We start from the raw sequence: 23373 nt of genomic DNA on the forward strand, positions 1-23373 counted from the left end.
GACGCAACCCCTACTTAATGAATCTTGACTGAACACAACTTACTGAGGCGTTTTGGCCGGCAAGAGGTGTTCCTTGAACGGAAGATCAGCGGGTACGCTGATCCCGCTGGCCAGCCACTGACTGCTCCACCCCAAAATGAGGTTTTTGGACCAATCTGCAACCAATAGAAATTTTGGCACGAGTACCGACTCCTGCCACCACGAATCCTGCTGTACCGGCCCCAGGCTCAACAGCCCGACCGCCACGACCACCAGCAAGCCGCCACGCGCGGCGCCGAAGGCCATGCCGAGAAATCGATCGGTCCCGGAGAGGCCGGTGACACGTATCAATTCGCCGATAAGATAATTGACCATTGCCCCCACCAACAACGTGGCGATGAACATGATGGCGCAGCCCGCGATGACGCGAGCCGAAGGTGTCTCGATGTATCCGGCCAGATAGACAGACAATGAACCGCCGAACATCCAGGCTACAACTCCTGCGATGATCCATGTCAGCAGCGACAATGCTTCTTTGACGAAGCCGCGGCTCAGACTGATCAAAGCGGAGATGGCGACGATTGCAACGATCGCCCAATCAACCCAGGTAAATGGCACAGTTCAGCCTACAGACGGATAAGGCGGCGCATTTTAGCAGAGCGCTGGGCTATCGGTAAGCTGTGATTGGCAGTGCATTTGAAATCAATGAGTTATAGGGGAAACCGGCCTGTTGCGGCACACCCAAAACACTTGTGGGAGCGGGCGTGCTCGCGAAGGCGGTGGGGCAGCCAATAAATCTGCTGACTGATACACCGCTTCGCGAGCAAGCCCGCTCCCACATTGAGCGCATTCCAGCTTGAATCCTTGCAGCCTCAGCCTTTTTCGGGCTGGAAGCGAACCACAAAACCCTTGAGGTTCTGCTGGCGATCCAACAGGTCCCGCAGGCGATCGGCTTCGGCGCGCTCGATCAGCGGCCCGATGAATACCCGGTTCTTGCCATCGGCGCTGCGGATATAGGCGTTATAACCCTGGGTGCGCAGCTTCTTCTGCAACGCATCAGCACTTTCGCGGTTAGCCAGGCTGGCCAGCTGGATCGACCAGCTGATCGGCAAGCCATTCGGGTCAATACGGCTCTGGCCCACGTCCGGCTTGCCCGGTGCCGCAGGTTGCGGGGCCACAGGTTTTGGTGCTGGCGCCGGCGCCGCAGGCTTCGCAGCAACTGCAGGAGCAGCAGGCGCAGGCTTAACCACCGGCACGCTCGGCTGCACCGGCATCGACGGCGCTTGCTGTGCAGCCACTTCGTCATCGGTCGGCACCGGCTCTTCTTCCGGCAGCGCTTGCGGCTCGGGAACCACCACCGGCTCAACCTGAACCTGAGGCACCGCAGGCGCCTGGGGCGCAGCTGGCGCTTCAACGGTCACTTGGCGCTGCTCATCCTGACGGGAAAACAGCATCGGCAGGAAAATCACCGCCAACGCCACCAGGACCAGGGCTCCAACCATTCGCTGCTTGTATGCGCTATCCAGTAATGCCATGTGCAGCTTCCTCCGTGGAGCGCCGGGCCAACCATTCGAGCGCCTCGGCAACACAATAAAATGATCCGAACAACAGAATCTCATCCTCAGGCGTCGCAACCGCGCACTGGGCTTCCAGGGCGGCTGTCACGCTTGCATGGGACGTCACGGACGCGCCAAGGTTCTGCAAGGCAACCTGCAACTCGATGGCAGGACGACTGCGGGACGTATCCAGCGGTGCAACCGCCCAGGCCTGGACGTCGCCCAGCAAGGGTGCAACCACGCCGTCCAGGTCCTTGTCGGACAACAACCCGAACACCGCGAGGCGGCGACCGGCGGGCGGCGTGCGTGCCAGGCGCCTGGCCAGGTATTCAGCGGCGTGAGGGTTATGCCCCACGTCCAGCAGCAGGTTCAGGCGCTTGCCCTCCCAGTCGAACGTGCGCCGGTCAAGGCGCCCCACCACGCGAGTAGCCTGCAACGTAGCGGCAATCTGCTCGGCATGCCAGGGCAAATCCAGCAACAGGTAGGCTTGCAGCGCGAGCGCGGCGTTTTCCATCGGCAGGTTCAGCAGTGGCAAGTCGCGCAACTCAACAGTTTGACCGCGCGCGTCAAGCCCGCGCCATTGCCAGAATTGGTCGCCAATCTCGAGATTGAAATCACGCCCGCGCAGGAAGAACGGGCAATCCAGCTCGCGCACCTTGTCCAGCAAGGTATGCGGCGGGTCCAGGTCGCCGCACAGTGCAGGCTTGCCCTGGCGGAAGATCCCGGCTTTTTCATAGGCCACGGACTCACGGGTGTTACCCAGGTAGTCCGCATGGTCGACGCCAATACTGGTAATCAGCGCCAGGTCGGCATCCACCACGTTGACCGTGTCCAGACGCCCACCCAGGCCGACTTCCAGCACCACTACATCCAGCTGCGCACGCTCGAACAGCCAGAACGCCGCCAGGGTGCCCATCTCGAAATAGGTCAGGGAAATCTCGCCACGCCCGGCATCAAGTGCGGCGAAGGCTTCGCAGAGTTGCTCGTCAGTGGCTTCGACGCCATTGAGCTGCACCCGCTCGTTGTAGCGCAGCAGGTGCGGCGAGTTGTACACGCCGACCTTCAGGCCCTGGGCTTGCAGCAAGGCCGCGACAAAGGCGCAGGTAGAGCCCTTGCCGTTGGTGCCGGTCACCGTGATCACACGCGGCGCCGGCCGGCCCAACCCGAGGCGGGCCGCTACCTGTTGCGAGCGCTCCAGGCCCATGTCGATGGCTGACGGATGCAACTGCTCAAGGTAGGCGAGCCATTCGCCCAGGGTACGTTGGGTCATATGTTTGCAGGCACCGGTGGCACGACAATCGGCTCGATTTTAGGCGCGACGTACACAGGTGTCGGCAGGCCCATCATTTGCGCCAGCAGGCTACCCAGGCGCGGACGCAGTTCGCCGCGCGGAATGATCAGGTCGATCGCGCCGTGCTCCAGCAGGAACTCGCTGCGCTGGAAGCCTTCCGGCAGTTTTTCGCGAACGGTTTGCTCGATAACACGCGGGCCGGCAAAGCCGATCAGCGCCTTCGGCTCACCGACGATCACGTCACCCAGCATCGCCAGGCTGGCGGAAACACCACCGTAGACCGGGTCGGTCAGCACGGAGATGAACGGAATACCTTCTTCGCGCAGACGCGCCAGTACCGCGGAGGTCTTGGCCATTTGCATCAGCGAGATCAGTGCTTCCTGCATCCGCGCACCACCGGAGGCGGCGAAGCAGATCATCGGGCAACGGTTTTCCAGCGCGTAGTTGGCGGCACGTACGAAACGCTCACCGACGATGGCGCCCATCGAGCCGCCCATGAAGGAGAATTCGAAGGCCGAAACCACCACCGGCATGCCCAGCAGCTTGCCGCTGACGGAAATCAGCGCGTCCTTTTCACCGGTCTGCTTCTGGGCCGCGGTCAGGCGGTCCTTGTACTTCTTGCCGTCGCGGAACTTCAGACGGTCAACCGGCTCCAGGTCAGCGCCCAGTTCGGAGCGACCATCGGCGTCGAGGAAAATATCAATGCGGGCGCGGGCGCCGATACGCATGTGGTGATTGCACTTGGGGCAAACGTCCAGGGTCTTTTCCAGCTCCGGGCGGTACAGCACCGCGTCGCAGGATGGGCACTTGTGCCAAAGACCTTCAGGAACCGAGCTTTTCTTCACCTCGGAACGCATGATCGAAGGGATCAGTTTGTCTACTAACCAGTTGCTCATGCTTTCTTTCTCCAGTACCGGTGGCTTGAACACAGCCCCGCGTATGCCCTTGAGCTAAATTCATATGTGGCGATGACACAAACTGGACGGGGTCAGACGTTCGACCAGCCATTTCCTGCCTGTGCCCTCAGCCTTCCAGACAACCTGCCGTGCAGGGTTGCCACTTCATTTCCGGGCCTCCCACAGGCGGCGCCGGGCTGTTTTACACAGTGGTAGTTATGGACGGCGGCAGACTGCCAGCCGTCACATCGTCCCGCTGCTGTCGCGCACGGCCTGCATGAATGCGCGAATCCTTGCGTGATCCTTGATGCCCTTGCCCTGCTCTACCCCGCCGCTGACGTCCACGGCATACGGCCGAACCTGCTGGATGGCACTGGCCACGTTGTCCGGATTCAGGCCGCCCGCGAGGATAATCGGCTTGCTCAACCCTTCGGGAATCAACGACCAGTCAAACGCCTCGCCCGTACCACCGGGAACGCCTTCGACGTAGGTGTCGAGAAGAATCCCGCGAGCCCCACCATAGGCAGCGCATGCCGCAGCAATATCGTCCCCGGCCTTGACCCGCAGCGCCTTGATGTACGGGCGCTGGTAGCTCTCGCACTCGTCCGGACTCTCATCGCCATGGAACTGCAGCATGTCCAGTTGCACGGCGTCGAGGGTTTCATTGAGCTCGCAGCGGCTGGCGTTGACGAACAACCCCACGGTGGTCACGAACGGCGGCAACGCGGCGATGATCGCCCGCGCCTGCAACACATTCACCGCCCGCGGGCTTTTGGCATAAAACACGAAACCGATGGCATCGGCCCCCGCCTCGACCGCCGCCAACGCGTCTTCTATGCGGGTAATCCCGCAAATCTTGCTGCGAACGGCAGACATGTCGATGAAACCTCAGGGCGTGTCCGGGAAAGTCCCGGATGGTAACAAATGCTTTTGAGGGCGTCAGCCGCCAAGTTCGCTGAAACCTGTGAGGAAGTGTGGCCCGATGAATCGCTGGGGCAATTCGAACTCGTCGCGGTACTCCACATCCACCAGGTACAGGCCGAACGGATGCGCCGTGACGCCGCCGGTACGGCGAATCCGGCTTTCCAGCACTTCCCTGGCCCATTCCACCGGGCGTTCGCCGGTACCGATGGTCATCAGCACCCCGGCGATATTGCGCACCATATGGTGCAGGAACGCGCCGGCGCGGATATCCAGCACGATCATCTTGCCGTGGCGCGTCACCCGCAGGTGGTGGACTTCCTTGATCGGCGACTTGGCCTGGCACTGCCCGGCACGGAACGCACTGAAATCGTGGATACCTACAAGATGCTGGGCCGCCTCGGCCATGCGCTCGGCGTCCAGCGGGCGGTGGTTCCAGGTGATTTCTTCGTTGAGATGGGCCGGGCGGATCTGATCGTTGTAGATCACATAGCGATAACGCCGGGCGATGGCCTTGAAGCGCGCGTGAAAGTCCGCCGGCATCACCTTGGCCCAACTGACGCTGACGTCGTGGGGCAAGTTGATATTGGCGCCCATCACCCATGCCTTCATCGAGCGCTCGGCCTGAGTGTCAAAGTGCACCACTTGCCCGCAAGCGTGCACGCCGGCATCGGTCCGCCCGGCGCACATCAGCGACACCGGTGAGTCGGCGACTTTCGACAGGGCCTTCTCCAGGGTTTCCTGCACCGTCGGCACACCGGAGGCCTGGCGTTGCCAGCCACGATAGCGCGAGCCTTTGTATTCCACGCCCAGGGCGATTCTGAAAAAGCCTGCGGCCGCCATTTCGGCGGCCGCGTTATCTATATTTGCCAAGAACTGAGAGCCTGATGAGTTGCGCAAAGGCGGCCATTATAAGGCCGCGCGCCTGGGACGCCATGGGTTTGGTGCCTGGATGGCAAAACGGCAGCCCGAAGGCTGCCGTTGTATTTACCGCGCGTATCAAGCCAGCCGGCTGAGCATTTCCTTGGCTTCGCCCTTCTGACCGTCATCGCCTTCCTTGAGCACCTCGCCAAGAATGTCCCGCGCCCCGTCGGCATCGCCCATGTCGATGTAGGCCTGCGCCAGGTCGAGCTTGGTGGCCACTTCGTCGGTACCGGAGAGGAAGTCGAATTCCGGCTCATCGCCACCCAACGCCGCGTCGTCGGCGGTGAAGGACGGTTCGATTGGCGGATGTTCCAGGCTTTGCGACAGGCGATCCAGCTCGGCGTTGACATCATCAAGCTCCGACGCAAACGCGTCCGGCTTGGCCGCTGCAGGCGCCTCGGGTTCGTCGGCCAGGGACAGGTCGAAATCCTCCGGCAGGTCGAGGTCATCCAGGTCGGCCGGCGTCAGTGTCGGCGGCTCTACCGGCGGCAGGTCCTTCATCTGGTCTTCAAGGCCGGAGAGGAAGTCGTCGTCTGACTGGGTCGACGAGGGTGGATCGAGTTGCAGGTCCAGGTCGAAATCCGAGAGGTCTTCCGCGCTGGCCTTGGCCTCGGTCTGCTGTTGCAGCACCGATTCAAAGCTCAGGTCGTCGTCCGACGTCGGGCGGACCACAGCTGGCGAAGCAGCCTCCAGATCGTCCAGACTCAGGTCGAAGTCAGTGTCAAACGCGTCCGGCGCAGGCTCAGGTGCAGGCGGTGCCGGGTCGTCCTTGAGCAGGTCCTTGACGTATTGGGCGTCGAGAGCGGCAGCGGCAACGGCAGCGCTGACGCCTGCTGCGAACACGGCCATGGCCGGGAAGCGGCTTTTCAGTTGTTCGACCTGGGCATGGTTGTCGCCATTGGCGACCAGTTGGCGCTCCTGGGTGACAAACCCGTCCTTGTTGCCCTGCAAGCCGTGGACTTCCATCAGCTTGAGACGCAGGTCACTGCGGGCGGGCTCTTGCTTGATTGCATCTTCCAGCACTTCCGCAGCCTGGTTCAGGTGGCCACGGTCGATATGCGACTGGGCTTGCGCCAGGGCGTCGGTCGGACGCTGCACAGCAACAGGTGCGACCACCGGCGCAATCACCGGGGCAACCACCGCCGCCGGAGCTGGAGCTGGAGCTGGAGCCAGCTTGACGTTCGGCGGCGGTACATCAAGGCCTTCGAAGCTGTCAGATGGCAGATCGTGATCAATGTTCGGCGCAAATTCCGGCTCTTCAGCCAGGGCCCGTGCCATGCGCAGGTGCTTTTCTTCTTCAAGGCGCGCATTGCGATGACGGGCCCACAGCAGCAGAAGCAACAGCACCAGCAAACCCGCTGCGCCGCCGATCACCCCCAGCACGATCGGGTTGGTCAGCAGGTCGTTGAATTTACCTTCAGTGCTGGCAGGCGCCGCATCCGGCTTGACCGGGGTCTCGACCGGCGCAGCCGCGGGGGTTGCTGCCGGCGCCGCCGGTTGTGCAGCCAGCTCGGCCGGCATCGCCGCCGTTGCAGCAGGCTGCGCCGCAGCGCCACCCGGGGTCTGCAACTTGGCCAGCTGGTTGTTCTTGAGCTCGATCAGCCGCTGCAGCTTGTCCAGCTGACTTTGCAGGTCAGCCATGCGGCTTTTCAGTTCTTCGTTCTCGCGACGGGTCGAATCCAGGCTTTCCTGGGTCACCGCCAGCTTGTTGTTCAAGGCCCGGCTGTCGCCCGCCGCGCCCTTCCCGCCTTTCCTGGCCGCTTCGGCCGAGACCAGGCTCAAATTGTCCTTGGTATTGGTCTGCGACGGCGCATTACCCGCCTGGGTACGCTTGGTCGCGTCCAGCTGCGCCTTGCCGGCGAGCTGATTGCCGCCACGGCGGCCCTCGCGCCACGCCGCGTTTTGCGCCGTCACTTCAGCAATCGCCTCGGGCTGCGGCAGGCTGGTGCTTTGCCCCGAATCCGGCAGGCGCAGGACCTGGCCGGTTTTCATGCGGTTGATGTTGCCGTCGATAAAGGCGTCAGGGTTCAGCGCCTGAATGGCCAGCATGGTCTGCTGCACCGAGGCGCCATTGCGGTTTTTCGCGGCGATTTCCCACAAGGTGTCACGGGAAGTCGTGGTGTGTTCCTTGGCCTTGGTGACTGCCGGAGCCGTCGTCGCAGGCGCACTCAAGCGTGGCGCGGGTGCAGGTGCACCAGCGGCCGGGGTCGACTGGTCGAACTTGGCCGGGTCCAGCAACACGCTGTAGTCGCGCATCAGACGGCCGTTGGGCCATTGCACCTGCAGCAGGAAACGCACATAGGAATCCGGCAGCGGCTTGCTGGAGGTGACACGCACCACACTGCGGCCGTTGGGATTGACCACCGGGGTAAAGGTCAGGTCGTTCAGGAACGCCTGGCGATCGACGCCCGCATCCACAAAGGCCTGGGACGACGCGAGGCTGGGGGTGATCTCGGAGGCGGTCAGGCCACCGACATCGAGCAACTCGATTTCCACCGACAGCGGCTGGTTCAGCTTCGACTTGAGGGTCATCTCCCCAAGCTGCAGTGCTTGCGCCATACCGGAGGACAGCGCCGAGGCGGCCGCTATTGCTAACACCAGTTTGCGAACTTGAACCATAGCCTCATCCTTTTTGAACACTCCCCGGCCGGCGAGAAGGTGGGTAACCGCTGCCATTAGGCATGGCGAGCCGATAGGTCACCGACGCGCAATTTTTCCAGCTTGGGGCCAAGCATAGCGCTTGGCTAGAATCAATCTACAAATTGCCGCCAAGTATCTTTTACACAAGGCCTTTTATCAACAACTGCGCCAGCTGTACGGCGTTCAGTGCCGCCCCTTTGCGTACGTTATCTGACGCCAGCCACATATTTAGTTCCGCGGGGTCATCAACACCGGCACGAACCCGGCCCACGTAGACCACGTCCTGACCGATCGCATCGCCCACAGCCGTGGGGTAATCGCCCGCTTCCACCAACTCGACACCCGGTGCCGAGTCCAGGGCACGGTTGACGGCAGCGAGATCCACCGCTGCCCCCAATTGCAGTGACACAGTCAGGCTATCGCCAAAAAACACCGGGGCTTGAACGCAAGTGACGGAAATCTTTAGCAAAGGCATTTCCAGCACGGCGCGCAATTCGTGCACCAGGCGTTTTTCCAGGGCGGTGTGGCCTTGCGCGTCAGGCTTGCCGACCTGGGCCAGCAGGTTAAAGGCCATTTGCCGGTCGAAGAACTTCGGCTCCAGCGGGCGCACATTCAACAACTCGGCGGTCTGCCGGGCGAGTTCGCTGACAGCCTCACGGCCCTGGGCGGAAACGGCGAGGTTGGCGGTGACGTTGACGCGCTGAATGTTCAGCAAGCCGCGCAGTGGCGCCAGCACCACGGCCAGGGCAGTGGCCGACGGGCTTGGGCTGCTGACCTGATAAGGTTTTTTCAGGCCATCGAGGATCTGCGCGTTGGCTTCCGGCACTACCTGCGGCGCCTGATCGGCCGCCAAGGCGCCGGACAAGTCGATCAGGGTGCAGCTCGCAGCGGTGGCGCGCGGGGCAAAACTCAAGGTGACCGCAGGGCCGGCGGCGAAGAACACCAGTTGGACTTTGCTGAAATCGAATTCATCGACTTCCCGCACCCGCACGTTCTTGCCACGAAACGGCACCGAATGCCCGGCCGACTCGCTGCTGGCCAACAGGTGCAGGCTGCCTACCGGGAAGTCCTGCTCTTCGAGGATCTGCACCAGGGTTTCGCCAACGGTGCCGGTGGCGCCGATCACGGCAATATCAAAGGTCTGGGTCATGGGGGCTGCCTCGGGCATTGCGGGGGGAGCGGCACTTTACCGGGTGGCTGGGGGTGAGGCAATTAACCTGGGGGTTGTGGTGTGGCTGATGGCCTCTTCGCGAGCAAGCCCGCTCCCACATTTGATCGCATTTCAACTGAAGAAACTCGCTCGAATGTGGGAGCGGGCTTGCTCGCGAAGAGGCCCGAGCGCGCAATAAAAAACCCGCGCCTGTCACCAGAACGCGGGTTTCCAATGACCAGCAGCGATTACCGCTCCAGCAAGATCCGCAGCATGCGACGCAACGGCTCAGCCGCGCCCCACAGCAGTTGGTCGCCGACGGTGAACGCACCCAGGTACTGCGTCCCCATGTTCAGCTTGCGCAGACGGCCAACCGGCACATTCAGGGTACCGGTCACCTTGTTCGGGCTCAGTTCCTGGATGCTGATATCACGGTTGTTCGGCACCAGCTTGACCCAAGGGTTGTGCTGGCTGATCAGCCCTTCGATATCGGCGATCGGCACGTCTTTGTTCAGCTTGATGGTCAACGCCTGGCTGTGGCAACGCATGGCGCCGATGCGCACGCAGATACCGTCCACCGGGATCGGGCTCTTGAAGCGACCGAGGATCTTGTTGGTCTCGGCCTGGGCCTTCCACTCTTCACGGCTCTGGCCGTTAGGCAGTTCCTTGTCGATCCACGGGATCAGGCTGCCGGCCAATGGCACACCGAAGTTTTCGGTCGGGTAGGCCTCGCTGCGCATGGCCTCGGCCACACGGCGGTCGATGTCGAGGATCGCGCTGGCCGGGTCAGCCAGTTGATCGGCGACAGCGGCGTGGGTCGCGCCCATCTGCTTGATCAGTTCACGCATGTTCTGCGCGCCGGCACCAGAGGCCGCCTGATAGGTCATGGCGCTCATCCACTCCACCAGGCCGGCTTCGAACAAGCCGCCCAGGCCCATCAGCATCAGGCTGACGGTGCAGTTGCCGCCGATGTAGTTCCTGGTGCCCGCGTCCAGTTGCTGGTCGATCACCTTGCGGTTGACCGGGTCCAGCACGATCACCGCGTCATCCTGCATGCGCAGGCTGGAAGCGGCGTCGATCCAGTAACCCTGCCAGCCGGCTTCGCGCAGCTTGGGGAAGACTTCGCTGGTGTAGTCGCCACCCTGGCAGGTCAGAATGACGTCGAGGGTCTTCAGTTCTTCAATGTTGTAGGCGTCCTTGAGCGGAGCAATGTCCTTGCCCACGGACGGCCCTTGACCACCTACATTGGAGGTGGTGAAAAACACCGGCTCAATAAGATCGAAATCCTGCTCTTCCAGCATCCGCTGCATGAGCACGGAACCGACCATACCGCGCCAACCGATCAGACCTACACGTTTCATCGCAACTACACCTTGTTCAAAAGTGGGCCGCCTTGCAGCAACATCTGCAAGCGGGCCCGAGAGATTACAGATTCCGCAGCGCGGCGACTACTGCGTCGCCCATTTCTTGCGTACCGACCTTGGTGCAACCCTGGGACCAGATGTCGCCAGTGCGCAGGCCCTGGTCGAGCACCAGGCTCACGGCCTGCTCGATGGCATCCGCGGCGTCGGTCAGGTTGAAGCTGTAACGCAGCATCATCGACACCGACAAAATGGTCGCCAACGGGTTGGCAATGCCCTGCCCGGCGATGTCCGGCGCCGAACCGTGGCACGGCTCGTACATGCCCTTGTTGTTGGCATCCAGGGAGGCCGACGGCAGCATGCCGATGGAACCGGTAAGCATCGAGGCCTGGTCGGACAGGATGTCGCCGAACAGGTTGTCGGTGACGATCACGTCGAACTGCTTCGGTGCACGCACCAGCTGCATGGCGGCGTTGTCGACGTACATGTGGCTCAGCTCGACGTCCGAGTAGTCCTTGGCGACTTCTTCGACGATTTCACGCCACAGCTGGCTGGACGCCAATACGTTGGCCTTGTCCACCGAGCAGACCTTCTTGCCACGCACACGGGCCATGTCGAAACCGACACGGGCGATACGGCGGATTTCACTCTCGCTGTACGGCAGGGTGTCGTAGGCCTGACGCTCGCCATTCTCCAACTCGCGCACGCCCCGTGGCGAGCCGAAGTAGATACCGCCGGTCAGTTCGCGGACGATCAGGATGTCCAGGCCCGCGACGATTTCCGGCTTCAGGCTGGAAGCGTCCGCCAGTTGCGGGTAAAGGATCGCCGGGCGCAGGTTGCCGAACAGGCCCAGTTGCGCACGGATCTTCAGCAGGCCGCGCTCAGGGCGGATGTCACGCTCGATCTTGTCCCACTTCGGGCCACCCACGGCGCCCAGCAGCACGGCGTCGGCTGCGCGGGCACGCTCCAGGGTTTCGTCGGCCAGAGGCACGCCGTGCTTGTCGATGGCCGCGCCGCCGATCACGTCGTGGCTCAGTTCGAAGCCCAGGCTGTACTTGGCGTTAGCCACTTCCAGCACCTTGACCGCTTCGGCCATGATTTCCGGACCAATGCCGTCGCCAGGGAGAATCAGAATCTGCTTGCTCATGCGTTCCTCATTTCATCAAGCGACCCGCCCGTGGGCAGGTCGGGAAAAATTAATCAGCGTTCGGCCCACACCACCAGCACGTCGGTGCTGAAGGTGCCGTCGGCTTGAATCTCGAAATAATCGCGCACTTCCTGGCCCATCGCCTTTTGCAGCTCCAGGATCGCGGCACGCAATACCTCTGGGGTGCGCATGCGCTCGACCCACGAGGTGTATTCCAGGCGCAGGCGCTGGCGGCTGCTGTTGCGCACATGCAAACCCGCTTCGCTGAGCTGGCGCATCCACTCGCCGGCGGAATAGTCACGCACATGACTGGTGTCGCGCAGCACTTCGACGGTTTGCAGGTAAGTGTCCAACAGCGGGCTGCCCGGTGACAAGACGTCCACGAAAGCGGCCACGCCGCCCGGCTTGAGCACCCGGCGCACTTCACGCAGGGCCAGGCCCAGGTCGCTCCAATGGTGCGCCGAGTAGCGGCTGAACACGAAGTCGAATTCGCCATCGGCAAACGGCAGGCGCTCGGCGGCGCCGTGCACGGTGCGGATGTTGTCCAGGCCACGGTCCACGGCAGCGGCGGCGACCACGTCAAGCATCTGCTGGGACAGGTCGTACGCCACCACTTCCTTGACCAACGGTGCCACGTTGAAACTCACATGACCGGCGCCGCAACCCAGGTCCAGCAGTCGTGCAGCGCCCTGCCCGGCCAGTTCGGCCTGGAGCAGCGCGAATTCGGTGCCTTGAGCATGTACTGCGCTGCTCAGGTAGGCCGAGGCCTGTTCGCCGAATTGTTTTTGCACGACTTGGGTGTGGGCGGTGCTGGTCATGATGATGTCCCTGGTTTTTGTGTTGCTGTTGCTGGCCCTTTCGCGAGCAAGCCCGCTCCCACATTCGACCGAGTTCCTTCAGTTGAAATGCAATCAAATGTGGGAGCGGGCTTGCTCGCGAAGGGGCCAGTCCGGTCTACATGGAATCAAGCGTCGCGAAACAACCAAGGCTGGCTGGCCCGGTGTTTGGTTTCAAACGCGGCAATCGCATCGCCGTCCTGCAAGGTCAGGCCGATGTCGTCCAGGCCATTGATCAGGCAGTGCTTGCGGAAGGCGTCCACTTCAAAGTGATACACCTTGCCGTCCGGACGGGTCACGGTCTGCGCCGCCAGGTCGATGGTCAACTGGTAGCCCACATCGGCTTCCACCTGCTGGAACAACTCATCCACTTCGGCATCGCTCAAGATGATCGGCAGCAAGCCGTTCTTGAAGCTGTTGTTGAAGAAGATGTCGGCGTAGCTCGGCGCGATGATGCTGCGAAAGCCATATTCTTCCAGGGCCCACGGCGCGTGCTCACGGCTGGAGCCGCAACCGAAGTTTTCCCGGGCGAGCAACACGCTGGCACCCTGGTAACGCTCGGCGTTGAGTACAAAGTCCTTGTTCAGCGGGCGCTTGGAGTTGTCCTGGTAGGCGTAGCCCACGTCCAGGTAGCGCCACTCGTCGAACAGGTTCGGGCCAAAACCGGTGCGCTTGATCGATTTCAAGAACTGCTTGGGAATGATCTGGTCGGTGTCCACGTTGGCACGGTCCAACGGCGCGACTAAACCGGTGTGTTGAGTAAAAGCTTTCATCGGGTATTCCTCAGATCAATTCGCGAACGTCGATGAAACGACCGTTGACGGCAGCCGCAGCAGCCATGGCCGGGCTGACGAGGTGGGTACGGCCACCGGCGCCCTGACGCCCTTCGAAGTTACGGTTGGAGGTGGACGCGCAATGCTCGCCCGACTCCAAACGGTCCGGGTTCATCGCCAGGCACATCGAGCAACCCGGCTCGCGCCATTCAAAACCGGCTTCGAGGAAGATCTTGTCGAGGCCTTCGGCTTCAGCCTGGGCCTTGACCAGGCCCGAACCTGGCACCACGATCGCCTGCTTGATGGTGGAGGCGACTTTGCGGCCCTTGGCGATCACCGCCGCAGCGCGCAAATCCTCGATCCGCGAGTTGGTGCAGGAGCCGATGAATACGCGATCCAGCTGGATGTCGGTAATCGCCTGATTGGCTTTCAAGCCCATGTACTTCAAGGCGCGCTCGATGGAACCACGCTTGACCAGGTCGGTTTCCTTGGCCGGGTCCGGCACGTTCTGGTCAACGGCCAACACCATTTCCGGCGAGGTGCCCCAGCTGACTTGCGGCTTGATCTGGGCGGCGTCGAGGGTGACCACGGTGTCGAATACGGCATCGGCGTCGGACACCAGGTCTTTCCAGGCTTCGACTGCGGCGTCCCAATCGGCACCGCTCGGTGCGAATGGGCGACCCTTGACGTAGGCAATGGTCTTTTCGTCCGCCGCTACCATGCCCACACGGGCACCGGCTTCGATGGACATGTTGCAGATGGTCATGCGGCCTTCGATGGACAGGTCGCGAATCGCGCTGCCGGCGAATTCGATGGCGTGGCCGTTACCGCCGGCGGTGCCGATCTTGCCGATCACCGCGAGGACGATGTCTTTGGCGGTGACGCCGAAAGGCAACTCACCTTCCACCGACACCAACATGTTCTTCATTTTCTTGGCGACGAGGCACTGGGTGGCGAATACATGTTCCACCTCGGAAGTGCCGATGCCATGCGCCAACGCGCCAAACGCACCGTGGGTAGAGGTGTGGGAGTCACCGCAGACCACGGTCATGCCAGGCAAGGTGGCGCCCTGCTCCGGGCCGATCACGTGAACGATGCCCTGGCGCACGTCATTCATCTTGAATTCGGTGATGCCGTATTCGTCGCAGTAATCATCGAGGGTCTGCACCTGGAGGCGCGACACGGTGTCGACGATGGCGTCGATCCCGCCTTTACGCTCCGGTGTGGTCGGCACGTTGTGGTCCGGGGTGGCGATGATCGAGTCGACGCGCCAAGGCTTGCGCCCGGCCAGTCGCAGGCCTTCGAACGCTTGGGGCGAGGTCACTTCATGGATGATGTGACGGTCGATGTAGATCAGCGACGACCCATCATCGCGCCGTTTCACTTCATGGGAATCCCAAAGCTTGTCGTAAAGCGTTTTGCCGGCCATCACGCGGTCCTCATCAGGTGTTTCTATGCCCCGGGCCTTGAACGATTCAATAACCCTTTGGCTTGTGAGGCTGATGGTATGGCGCTACATTAAATAACTCAAATTCATATTTTTTATGCTTTGGATTACCAACTGGAATAGCACAATGGACCTGGCCAACCTCAATGCCTTTATCGCCATCGCCGAGACCGGCAGCTTCTCCGGTGCCGGTGAACGCCTGCACCTGACCCAACCGGCCATCAGCAAGCGCATCGCCGGCCTGGAGCAACAATTAAAGGTGCGCCTGTTCGACCGGCTGGGGCGTGAAGTCGGCCTCACCGAAGCCGGACGGGCGCTGCTGCCCCGGGCGTATCAGATTCTCAATGTACTGGACGACACCCGCCGCGCCCTGACCAACCTCACCGGCGAAGTCAGCGGGCGCCTGACGCTGGCCACCAGCCATCACATCGGCCTGCACCGCTTGCCACCGGTCCTGCGCACGTTCACCCGGGAATACCCGAATGTCGCGCTGGACATTCAGTTTCTCGATTCGGAAGTGGCCTACGAAGAAATCCTCCATGGCCGCGCCGAAGTGGCCGTGATCACCCTGGCGCCGGAACCCCACACGCTGGTGCGGGCCACCCCGGTGTGGGACGACCCACTGGATTTCGTGGTGGCGCCGGAACACAGCCTGATCAGCAACGGCAGCGTCAGCCTGGCGGACATCGCCCGGCACCCGGCGGTGTTTCCCGGCGGCAACACCTTTACCCACCATATCGTGCAGCGGCTGTTCGAGGCCCAGGGCCTGACGCCAAACATCGCCATGAGCACCAACTACCTGGAAACCATCAAGATGATGGTCTCCATTGGCCTTGCCTGGAGCGTGTTGCCGCGCACCATGCTCGATGACCAGGTGGCACGCATCGCTTTGCCGGGCATACAGCTCAGTCGCCAGCTAGGCTATATCGTGCACACCGAAAGGACGCTGTCGAACGCTGCGCGGGCTTTCATGAGCCTATTGGATGCACAGGTCGATCTGCCAGGGAATCAGGCTTGAATCGCCGTGGCCCGTAGACCGTGGAACCCGCGCCGAACGCCCATCGAGCCAAGGCCCTTTGATAATGCGCAACCCCGTCGATACCGTGCCACCCCTGCCCCGCATCTACGCCCTGGACCCACAGGAGGCGGAGCAAAGCTGGGACAGCGCGCCGCAACTGCTGGCGGCGCTCAACGCTGCCCGGCTGGGCGCCTGGAGCTGGGAAATCGATACCGGCCGGATCAGCTGGTCCCGAGGCACTCAGGCCCTGTTCGGCTTCGACCCGCGCCAGCCGCTGCCTGAAGACCTGGAGTACCTGGACCTGCTGGCCCCCGAGGACCGCGCCAAGGTGGTCCGGGCCTTTCATGCGGTGCTGGCCGGCGAACCCGCTGTCCAGGCCATGCACCACCGTATCCAATGGCCCGATGGCAGCCTGCACTGGCTGGAAATCAACGGCAGCCTGCTACCGGACAAGGCCGGGCGTCGGCGAATGATCGGGGTGATCCGCGAAATCACCCACCAGCGCGAGCGCGAACACGCCCTCAGCCATTCGGAAAAGCGCTTCGCCACCCTGTTCCATTTGTGCCCGCTGATGGTCCTGCTGACCCGCCAGGCGGACGGCCTGATCAGCGAAGCCAACCAGTATTTCGAAAGCCTGTTCGGCTGGCCGTTGGCCGATGCCATTGGCCGCAGCACATTGGAGCTGGGCCTCTGGGTACACCCGGAACAACGCGCGCATCTGGTCAAGGCCACCCAGCGCAAAGGCGCCCCCATCACCATGGAAGTGCAGTTTCGCGCCAGCAACGGGCAGGTCCACGATGGCACCCTCAGCGCCCAGAAAGTCGAGCTGGACGGCGAGGACTACCTGATCAGCACCTTCCTCGACACCACCGAGCGCAAGAATGCCGAGCAGGCCCTCAAGGACAGCCAGGAACGCCTGGACCTGGCCCTGGACTCGGCGCAACTGGGCACCTGGGACTGGCACATCCCCAGCGGCATGCTCTATGGCTCGGCCCGCGCCGCCCAACTGCACGGGCTGGAACCCCAACCGTTCCACGAATCCTTCGAGGCCTTCTTTGAAGGCATGCCCCAGGAAGAGCGCGAGAGCATGCGCAACGCCTACCGCACCCTGCGCGAAGGCCCGGCGGGCAACTACCAACTGACCTACCGCGTGCAACTGGAAGACGGCAGTTCGCGCTACCTGGAAAGCCGCGCCCGCCTGTATCGCGATGACACGGGCGTACCGTTGCGAATGGCCGGGACCCTGCTCGACATCACCGACCAGGTTGAACGTGAGCAGCGCCTGATCGCATCCGAAGAAAAATTCGCCAGCCTGTTCCTCGCCAGCCCCGACCCGATCTGCGTGACGCGCCTGGAGACCGGCCAGTTTATCGAGATCAACCCGGCCTTCACCCAGACCTTCGGCTGGACCGCCGCCGAGGTGCTCAACAACAACGCCGAGCAGATCGGCTTGTGGGAGGAGTCCAGCCAACGCCTGCAGCGCATCGAGCAGGTGATCCGCGAACAATCCCTGAGCAACGTGGCAATCACCGTTCATCACAAGAACGGCCAGACCCTGAACTGTGTGATATCCAGCCGCCTGATCCAGGTCAGCGACCAACCCTGCATCGTCACCACCCTGCGGGACATCACCCAACAACAACGCTCGGAAGCGGCGCTCAAGGCCAGCGAAGAGAAGTTCGCCAAGGCCTTTCATTCCAGCCCCGATGCGGTGTCGATCACCGAGCGCGATACCGGGCGCTACGTGGAGGTCAATGACGGTTTCTGCCGCCTCACCGGCTACCGCGCCGAAGAAGCGATCGGCCTGACGCTGTACCAGATCGGCATCTGGGCCGATGAAAACCAGCGCGCGGCGTTATTGGCCGAGTTGCAGATCAAGGGCCGCATTCATCACCTGGAAATGCTCTGGCACAACAAGCGCGGTGAAGTGCTGGCGGTTGAAGTGTCGGTGGAGCCCATCACCCTCAATGAAACCCCCTGCCTGTTGCTGACCGCCCGGGACGTCAGCCTGCTGAAAAACGCCCAGGCGCAGATTCGCCACCTGGCCTATCACGACCCGCTGACCAACCTGCCCAACCGCGCCCTGCTGATGGACCGCCTGAGCCAGCAGATCGCCCTGCTCAAGCGCCACAACCTGCGGGGCGCCCTGCTGTTTCTCGACCTGGACCACTTCAAGCACATCAACGATTCCCTCGGCCACCCGGTCGGCGACACGGTGCTGAAGATCGTCACTGCACGCCTTGAAGCCAGTGTGCGCATGGAAGACACCGTGGCACGCCTGGGCGGCGATGAGTTTGTGGTGCTGCTCAGCGGCCTGGAAGGCACGCGCCCGCAAGTCAGCACTCAAGTCCAGGAGCTGGCCGATACCCTGCGCGAACTGTTATCCGAACCGATGTTCCTGGATGGCCACCGCCTGCAAGTCACCCCGAGCATCGGCGTGGCGCTGATCCCCGATCACGGCTCAACCCCGGCAGATTTGCTCAAGCGCGCCGACATCGCCCTGTACCGGGCCAAGGATTCAGGGCGCAATACCATCCAGATGTTCCACAACAGCATGCAGAAAACCGCCAGCGAGCGGCTGCGCATGGAAACCGACCTGCGCCTGGCCCTGTCCCGCGGTGAGTTCAGCGTGCATTACCAACCCCAGGTGGATGCGCGCGGCAACACCATCGTCGGCGCCGAGGCCCTGGTGCGCTGGCAACATCCGCAGTTGGGCGCACAGTCTCCGACGGAATTCATCAAGGTCCTGGAAGACAGCGGCCTGATCCTTGAAGTGGGCACCTGGATCCTCGACGAAGCCTGCAGCACCTTCGCGCAGTTGATTGCCGAGGGGCTGGTAGATCCGCTGAACTTCAGCCTGTGCGTCAACATCAGCCCGCGGCAGTTTCGCCAGAATGATTTTGTCGAACGGGTAGAACGCAGCCTGCGCACCCACCACCTGCCTTATACCCTGCTGAAGCTGGAAATCACCGAAGGCATCGTGATCCAGAATCTGGACGACACCATCAGCAAAATGCGCCGCCTGAAAAAGCTCGGCGTGAGTTTTGCGATGGATGATTTCGGCACCGGCTATTCGTCGCTGACCTACCTCAAGCGCCTGCCGGTGGATGCGCTGAAGATCGACCAATCGTTTGTGCGCGACGCCACCCATGACCCCAACGATGCGGAGATCATCCGTGCCATTGTGGCCATGGCGCGCAGCTTGAACCTGGACGTCATTGCCGAAGGAGTGGAAACCCCTGAGCAACTGGCGTTTTTGCAGGGGCTTGGGTGTCATTTGTATCAGGGGTATCTGCACAGTCGGCCCTTGCCGGTGGAAGGGTTCAGGCAGGTACTGAAGCGAATGCCCCAGGCCACTTCATCGGAATAAGTTGCACCGGATTTTCCTGATGGGCAGCTGCTTTTTGAGCCTGTAGGTTCAAGTGCTTTCCATTTTCGGGCACACCGACCATGCAGGATGCAAAGCACTCCCCGGCGCTGCTGGGCGGCGCCTCGAGATAACCGGCGCCAGGGTTGATGGACACCATGGGAGCAGACAGGGCATACAGCCAATGCTGTTGAATTTCATCCATGAGCAGGAGGTTCCAGAGTCGATGAGAGTAGCCGAGGCCAACTACCTATGCGGACACAGATTGCAAGGCATATGCAGCCGGCTACCATCGGACTTGTCTTTTCTGCGCGCAGAAAAAAGACCACGAGATCTCGTGGCCTGTGTTTCTCAAACTCTGCACCTTTAAACCTAAACCAGCGTTAGCGCGGTGCCCTCTTCATCCATCCAGCTTGATGATTTCAGTGGGTGTTTATACCCGTAATCATCAAAAGCCCCATCAACGACGACAACAGAATGCATGAAGTTCGCCAACGTGCCGGTTGCACCATCTGCCAGCGCCTGGACGCTGCTGCTTCGGGTAAAGGCGAACAAACCCAGGCGCCGCAGTGCATCACCGGGGGTCTCGCCATCATTGAGCGTGCTCATCGCCGCTTCAAAGCTCTCGCCGGCACGAAACTCGTGGTTCTCCATTTGCGCCCGCTTGGCGCTGACGGCGTACAGGAAATTCGCATCCTTGAGCAGGCCGGCGTCGGTGCCTTTGAAATTCGAGTGTTCCCGGGCTGTTTTCAGTTCTGCATGGGTCAAGCTGACCTTGCTGGAATCGCGCATCGTCACGGTGTAACCGTCGCGGGTCTCGGTGATGTTTTTATAGATGCCCCGGGGACTTTGCCCATACTTCATCATCGCCGCCTTGATCGCCGATACCGTGACACAGTTCCCCTCGACACCTTGATAGAATCCACTCCAGATATCCCCAGGCTTGACCCCGACCGGTACATTGGAAATAGGCGGGGGCCGCGAGCTTGAACCAACGGGCACTCCGTCCGGTACCTCCTCGGCGAGCATGTAGCCATAAGATTTGACGATAGATGGCTTGTCACCATTGCTGTGCTGCAGGCCATCCAGTACCAAGGCACTCGAATAGCCAAAAGTACTGACCACCCCCACCGCGCCCTGCTCCTGCATCTTGGCGGGTGGCACGATGCGCAAGAAGCCAGTCATGCCCAAGCCCTTCAACACGCGGTATTCCGTATCGCCTTTGAGCGTGTTCGATAAAACCTTTTCAAACGATGCCCCAGGGTCCTGGTCACCGCGGGTCATCTGCTTGCGCTTCGTGTACGCCGCCAGCATGAAGTTGGCCTGCTTCACCGCGTCGGGGTTGTTCCCAGCGAAACGCGAGGCCGTGGTCGCTTGCTGCAACTCTTGCCGGGAAAAATGCAGTTCGAAACCGTCCTTCATCGTGATGTCATAACCGTCTCCCGCCGGGGTGACTTTCTCGAACATATCCGTGGCGTCTGGACCAAACCTCATCATCATCATTTTTATGACGCAGGCATGGCTGCTGCCATCAACAACCTCACCGAATCCTCGCTCGGCCGCGTTAAATCCGCTGAGAATGTCAACGGGCTTGCGGCCACGCCGGGTGGACGGCGTATCGACGTGGGGAACATCGACCGGAGCAACCGGCACATCTCGCTTGACCGGCTTAGCCGTTTGCCCCTCCTTGTCCAGCACGTAGACGTAGGGACGGTCGGGGCGATATTGACGGTCAAACCGATGCGCCACCCCATCCCGAATCAACGCGGCACCGAAGTTATGCGCCTCCATGACGCCGACGGAGTTCTTGCCGACGAGTTGCTTCGAAGGGATCTGCTGCATAAACCGGCCCATGCCCATGCCCTTGAGCAGGTTCGATGCAGTCTCACCCTGTAAGGACGTGGTCAAGGCCGCGTTAAAGCTGCTGCTGATACGGCTGTCGGAACTGGACAATTGTTTGCGCTTGACGAAGACAGCCAATGCGAAATTCGCGTTCTCCACTGTACTGGCATCACCACCGACAAATCTCGACGCTGAGGCAGTGCCATGCACTTCATGATCGGAAACATGCAACTTATAACCGTCTTTCAGCGTAACGTCATACCCCGAGCCAACGCGCTTTACTTCATCAAATAGATCAGCGCGCGCAGGACCGAAGGTCGATATCATCATCTGGATAACAGCAGAATGGCTGCTCGTATCAAAATGCTCACCGAACTGTCGCTCGGTAGAATTCAAAGTACTTACACTGTCGACGGATTTATTTTCACCCCCGTATACACGCGCAGGATGATGGACCGCCGTACTCATTGCATAACCCGTATTCATCGTAATCATGGAGCACTCCTTTAAAGGGCGAACACACAATAGCCCGTGGTAAACGCTGCCACCTGCACGTTGCGTTCAGGCATAAAAAGAAAGTGCATGAACACGGCATACAGTATTTTCTGCACGCGATGAACTGCACTCAGTCAGATAATAAGTTCAACAAGATCTAGTTATAGATTTAACGTGTTGCGCAGCAACGATCATCTTCTTATTGTTTTATGGACGGCCCGTTAGCCAACCAATGCAATAGCCCGTCCAAACCGCGGTCTTCCCGCTTTAGTCCCATACATCTCCTCACACCCATCAACCACTGCTACAGAGTGCCTGCTCCTGTTGACCATACCGATCAATGATTTATCAGCAAACGCACTGACCGGAACTTCTTTCATATGCTGGCGCAAGCCCAGACGCTTGAAACCTTCCCCGGGCCCCGTTTCGTCCTCACCGTCGTTGAGGCTGTTAATCGCAGATTGAAAGCTCCTGCCTGCAGTCCCGTCATTGTTTTCCAGCATCGCTCGCTTGGCGCTGACGGCAAATAGAAAGTGCGCATCCTTGAGCATGCCGGGATCGCGCATCGGGACAAACTTCGAGCCACGCCTGGCTTGGGCCAATTCATCCTTGCTCAAATCCAGCGCGTACCCGTCACGCATGACAATGTGATAGCCATCACCCTTGGCTTGAACAGACTTGAAGATATCGGTCGGGCTTTGACCGAACTTCGCCATCGCCGCCTTGATCGCCGAAATGGTCACGCAATTACCGTCAGGGCCCTGGCGAAAACCGTTCCATATATTTGCCGGCTTGGCGCCGTTGCGCTTATCGGACAGATCAGGGAGCGGCTGCTGTGCTGGATCCGGCAGGGGTGCATCCGGCTTGGGCAGCACTGCCGGCGGGGGCGCAGGCGTTACCTTGGTCGCCACTGTATTCGCCAGTTCCTTGCCCGCCAGCAGGCCTTGCAACTGTGTAAAAAACTGGGTGAACAGTTCGAGGAGCTTTGCTAACAGCGGGGTGTCGCTGGCTGTGTTCCCAACGGTACTTTGATCGTTATTACCGAACGATGAGAGGACCTGGTTATTAACGAATACCGGCTGCACGGGAACCGATCGTCCTGGTGTGTTGCCGGTTTGCGAATGTTGATAATAGTTTCTGACCGCGCCCGCATTATTGATTTCTGAACAAGACATATAACCATCCTTCATCAAGGGCCCCCCGACGTTTTTGATCGGGAGCGCCTTGTTGAAAAAAACTGAGGAAGTGGCCGACTTACCTGCTTATCCGGCGGCCGGGATTAAACCGCCAGTCGTTGTCGAACGCTCGACGCCTGCCGCTGGTTTCGAACTCAAAGAAATCCTCAGACGGCCCTGGCGAAGTGATGTCCGGCTCCGGCTTATCCGGCTTCGGAGCATCTGGTTTAGGCGCATCCGGCTTCGGTGGGACCGGAGCGTCTGGCTTCGGCGGGACCGGTGCATCGGGCTTCGGTGGGACTGGCACGTCTGGCTTCGGCGGAACCGGTGCATCGGGCTTCGGCGGGACCGGTGCATCGGGCTTCGGCGGAACCGGCGCATCGGGCTTCGGCGGAACCGGTGCATCGGGCTTCGGCGGAACCGGCACGTCGGCCTTCGGCGGAACCGGTGCATCGGGCTTAGGCGGAACCGGCACGTCCGGCTTCGGCGGGACCGGTGCATCGGGCTTCGGCGGAACCGGTGCATCAGGCTTAGGCGGGACCGGTGCATCGGGCT

At 61.3% G+C, this 23373-nt stretch carries 18 protein-coding genes; 2 read left to right on the top strand and 16 right to left on the bottom strand.

From position 1 onward, the window contains the following. Window positions 1-39: 39 nt before the first annotated feature. The 13 genes from HX824_RS11010 to leuC all read right to left on the bottom strand — a co-directional run bounded on the left by HX824_RS11010 (window position 40) and on the right by leuC (window position 14903). The gene (locus HX824_RS11010; RefSeq protein WP_003212681.1) at window positions 40-597 is read right to left on the bottom strand and encodes a CvpA family protein; all 558 of its coding nucleotides are present in this window, start codon (window positions 595-597) and stop codon (window positions 40-42) included. Between the two features lie 254 nt (window positions 598-851). Further along, entirely contained in the window at window positions 852-1514 is a 663-nt protein-coding gene (locus HX824_RS11015) for an SPOR domain-containing protein (protein ID WP_087693954.1), read from the bottom strand. Next, window positions 1498-2805: a bifunctional tetrahydrofolate synthase/dihydrofolate synthase gene (gene folC / locus HX824_RS11020; protein WP_008438745.1), complete on the bottom strand. Its 1308-nt coding sequence runs from the start codon at window positions 2803-2805 to the stop codon at window positions 1498-1500. The genes HX824_RS11015 and folC overlap by 17 nt, the downstream gene beginning before the upstream one ends. Then, the gene (gene accD / locus HX824_RS11025; RefSeq protein WP_003212675.1) at window positions 2802-3722 is read right to left on the bottom strand and encodes an acetyl-CoA carboxylase, carboxyltransferase subunit beta; all 921 of its coding nucleotides are present in this window, start codon (window positions 3720-3722) and stop codon (window positions 2802-2804) included. The genes folC and accD overlap by 4 nt, the downstream gene beginning before the upstream one ends. Before the next feature lie 243 nt (window positions 3723-3965). Further along, window positions 3966-4598, bottom strand: a complete 633-nt coding sequence (locus tag HX824_RS11030) for a phosphoribosylanthranilate isomerase (protein ID WP_003212673.1) — start codon at window positions 4596-4598, stop codon at window positions 3966-3968. A gap of 63 nt (window positions 4599-4661) precedes the next feature. Continuing rightward, window positions 4662-5486 (bottom strand): tRNA pseudouridine(38-40) synthase TruA, encoded by an 825-nt coding sequence (truA, locus tag HX824_RS11035; RefSeq protein ID WP_003212671.1) that lies wholly within the window; start codon window positions 5484-5486, stop codon window positions 4662-4664. Window positions 5487-5642: 156 nt separating this feature from the next. Then, window positions 5643-8186: a FimV family protein gene (locus tag HX824_RS11040; RefSeq protein ID WP_177054535.1), complete on the bottom strand. Its 2544-nt coding sequence runs from the start codon at window positions 8184-8186 to the stop codon at window positions 5643-5645. A 160-nt stretch (window positions 8187-8346) separates the two neighbouring features. Beyond that, a complete protein-coding gene (locus tag HX824_RS11045; RefSeq protein ID WP_177054536.1) occupies window positions 8347-9357 on the bottom strand; it encodes an aspartate-semialdehyde dehydrogenase in 1011 nt (336 codons plus the stop codon). A 248-nt stretch (window positions 9358-9605) separates the two neighbouring features. Then, window positions 9606-10718 carry an aspartate-semialdehyde dehydrogenase gene (gene asd / locus HX824_RS11050; RefSeq protein ID WP_003212667.1) on the bottom strand — a complete coding sequence of 371 codons (1113 nt, stop codon included), beginning with the start codon at window positions 10716-10718 and terminating at the stop codon, window positions 9606-9608. Between the two features lie 64 nt (window positions 10719-10782). Then, window positions 10783-11865 (bottom strand): 3-isopropylmalate dehydrogenase, encoded by a 1083-nt coding sequence (gene leuB, locus HX824_RS11055; protein WP_177054537.1) that lies wholly within the window; start codon window positions 11863-11865, stop codon window positions 10783-10785. A 53-nt stretch (window positions 11866-11918) separates the two neighbouring features. Continuing rightward, window positions 11919-12683, bottom strand: a complete 765-nt coding sequence (locus HX824_RS11060; RefSeq protein ID WP_003212662.1) for a class I SAM-dependent methyltransferase — start codon at window positions 12681-12683, stop codon at window positions 11919-11921. 146 nt (window positions 12684-12829) lie between these two features. Beyond that, window positions 12830-13474, bottom strand: coding sequence for a 3-isopropylmalate dehydratase small subunit (gene leuD / locus HX824_RS11065; protein WP_003212660.1), 645 nt, complete (start codon window positions 13472-13474; stop codon window positions 12830-12832). A gap of 10 nt (window positions 13475-13484) precedes the next feature. Then, the gene (gene leuC, locus HX824_RS11070; RefSeq protein ID WP_003212658.1) at window positions 13485-14903 is read right to left on the bottom strand and encodes a 3-isopropylmalate dehydratase large subunit; all 1419 of its coding nucleotides are present in this window, start codon (window positions 14901-14903) and stop codon (window positions 13485-13487) included. A 145-nt stretch (window positions 14904-15048) separates the two neighbouring features. Here leuC and HX824_RS11075 point away from each other — a divergent pair, with 145 nt between their 5' ends. After that, complete coding sequence (locus HX824_RS11075) at window positions 15049-15939, top strand: LysR family transcriptional regulator (RefSeq protein ID WP_003212656.1); 891 nt, start codon at window positions 15049-15051, stop codon at window positions 15937-15939. A 64-nt stretch (window positions 15940-16003) separates the two neighbouring features. Continuing rightward, on the top strand, window positions 16004-19309 hold the full coding sequence (locus tag HX824_RS11080; protein WP_003212653.1) for a bifunctional diguanylate cyclase/phosphodiesterase: 3306 nt from the start codon (window positions 16004-16006) through the stop codon (window positions 19307-19309). Here the strand turns inward: HX824_RS11080 and HX824_RS11085 are convergent. From HX824_RS11085 to HX824_RS11095, 3 genes are all read right to left on the bottom strand, one after another. Beyond that, window positions 19263-19511: a hypothetical protein gene (locus tag HX824_RS11085; RefSeq protein WP_177054538.1), complete on the bottom strand. Its 249-nt coding sequence runs from the start codon at window positions 19509-19511 to the stop codon at window positions 19263-19265. The genes HX824_RS11080 and HX824_RS11085 overlap by 47 nt on opposite strands. Window positions 19512-19678: 167 nt before the next feature. Beyond that, window positions 19679-21643 carry a hypothetical protein gene (locus tag HX824_RS11090; protein ID WP_177054539.1) on the bottom strand — a complete coding sequence of 655 codons (1965 nt, stop codon included), beginning with the start codon at window positions 21641-21643 and terminating at the stop codon, window positions 19679-19681. Between the two features lie 221 nt (window positions 21644-21864). Continuing rightward, the gene (locus HX824_RS11095) at window positions 21865-22833 is read right to left on the bottom strand and encodes a hypothetical protein (RefSeq protein ID WP_256346976.1); all 969 of its coding nucleotides are present in this window, start codon (window positions 22831-22833) and stop codon (window positions 21865-21867) included. Window positions 22834-23373: the final 540 nt, after the last annotated feature.

This window comes from Pseudomonas sp. D4002 (genome assembly GCF_013385665.1).
In the GTDB taxonomy this organism is placed as follows: domain Bacteria; phylum Pseudomonadota; class Gammaproteobacteria; order Pseudomonadales; family Pseudomonadaceae; genus Aquipseudomonas.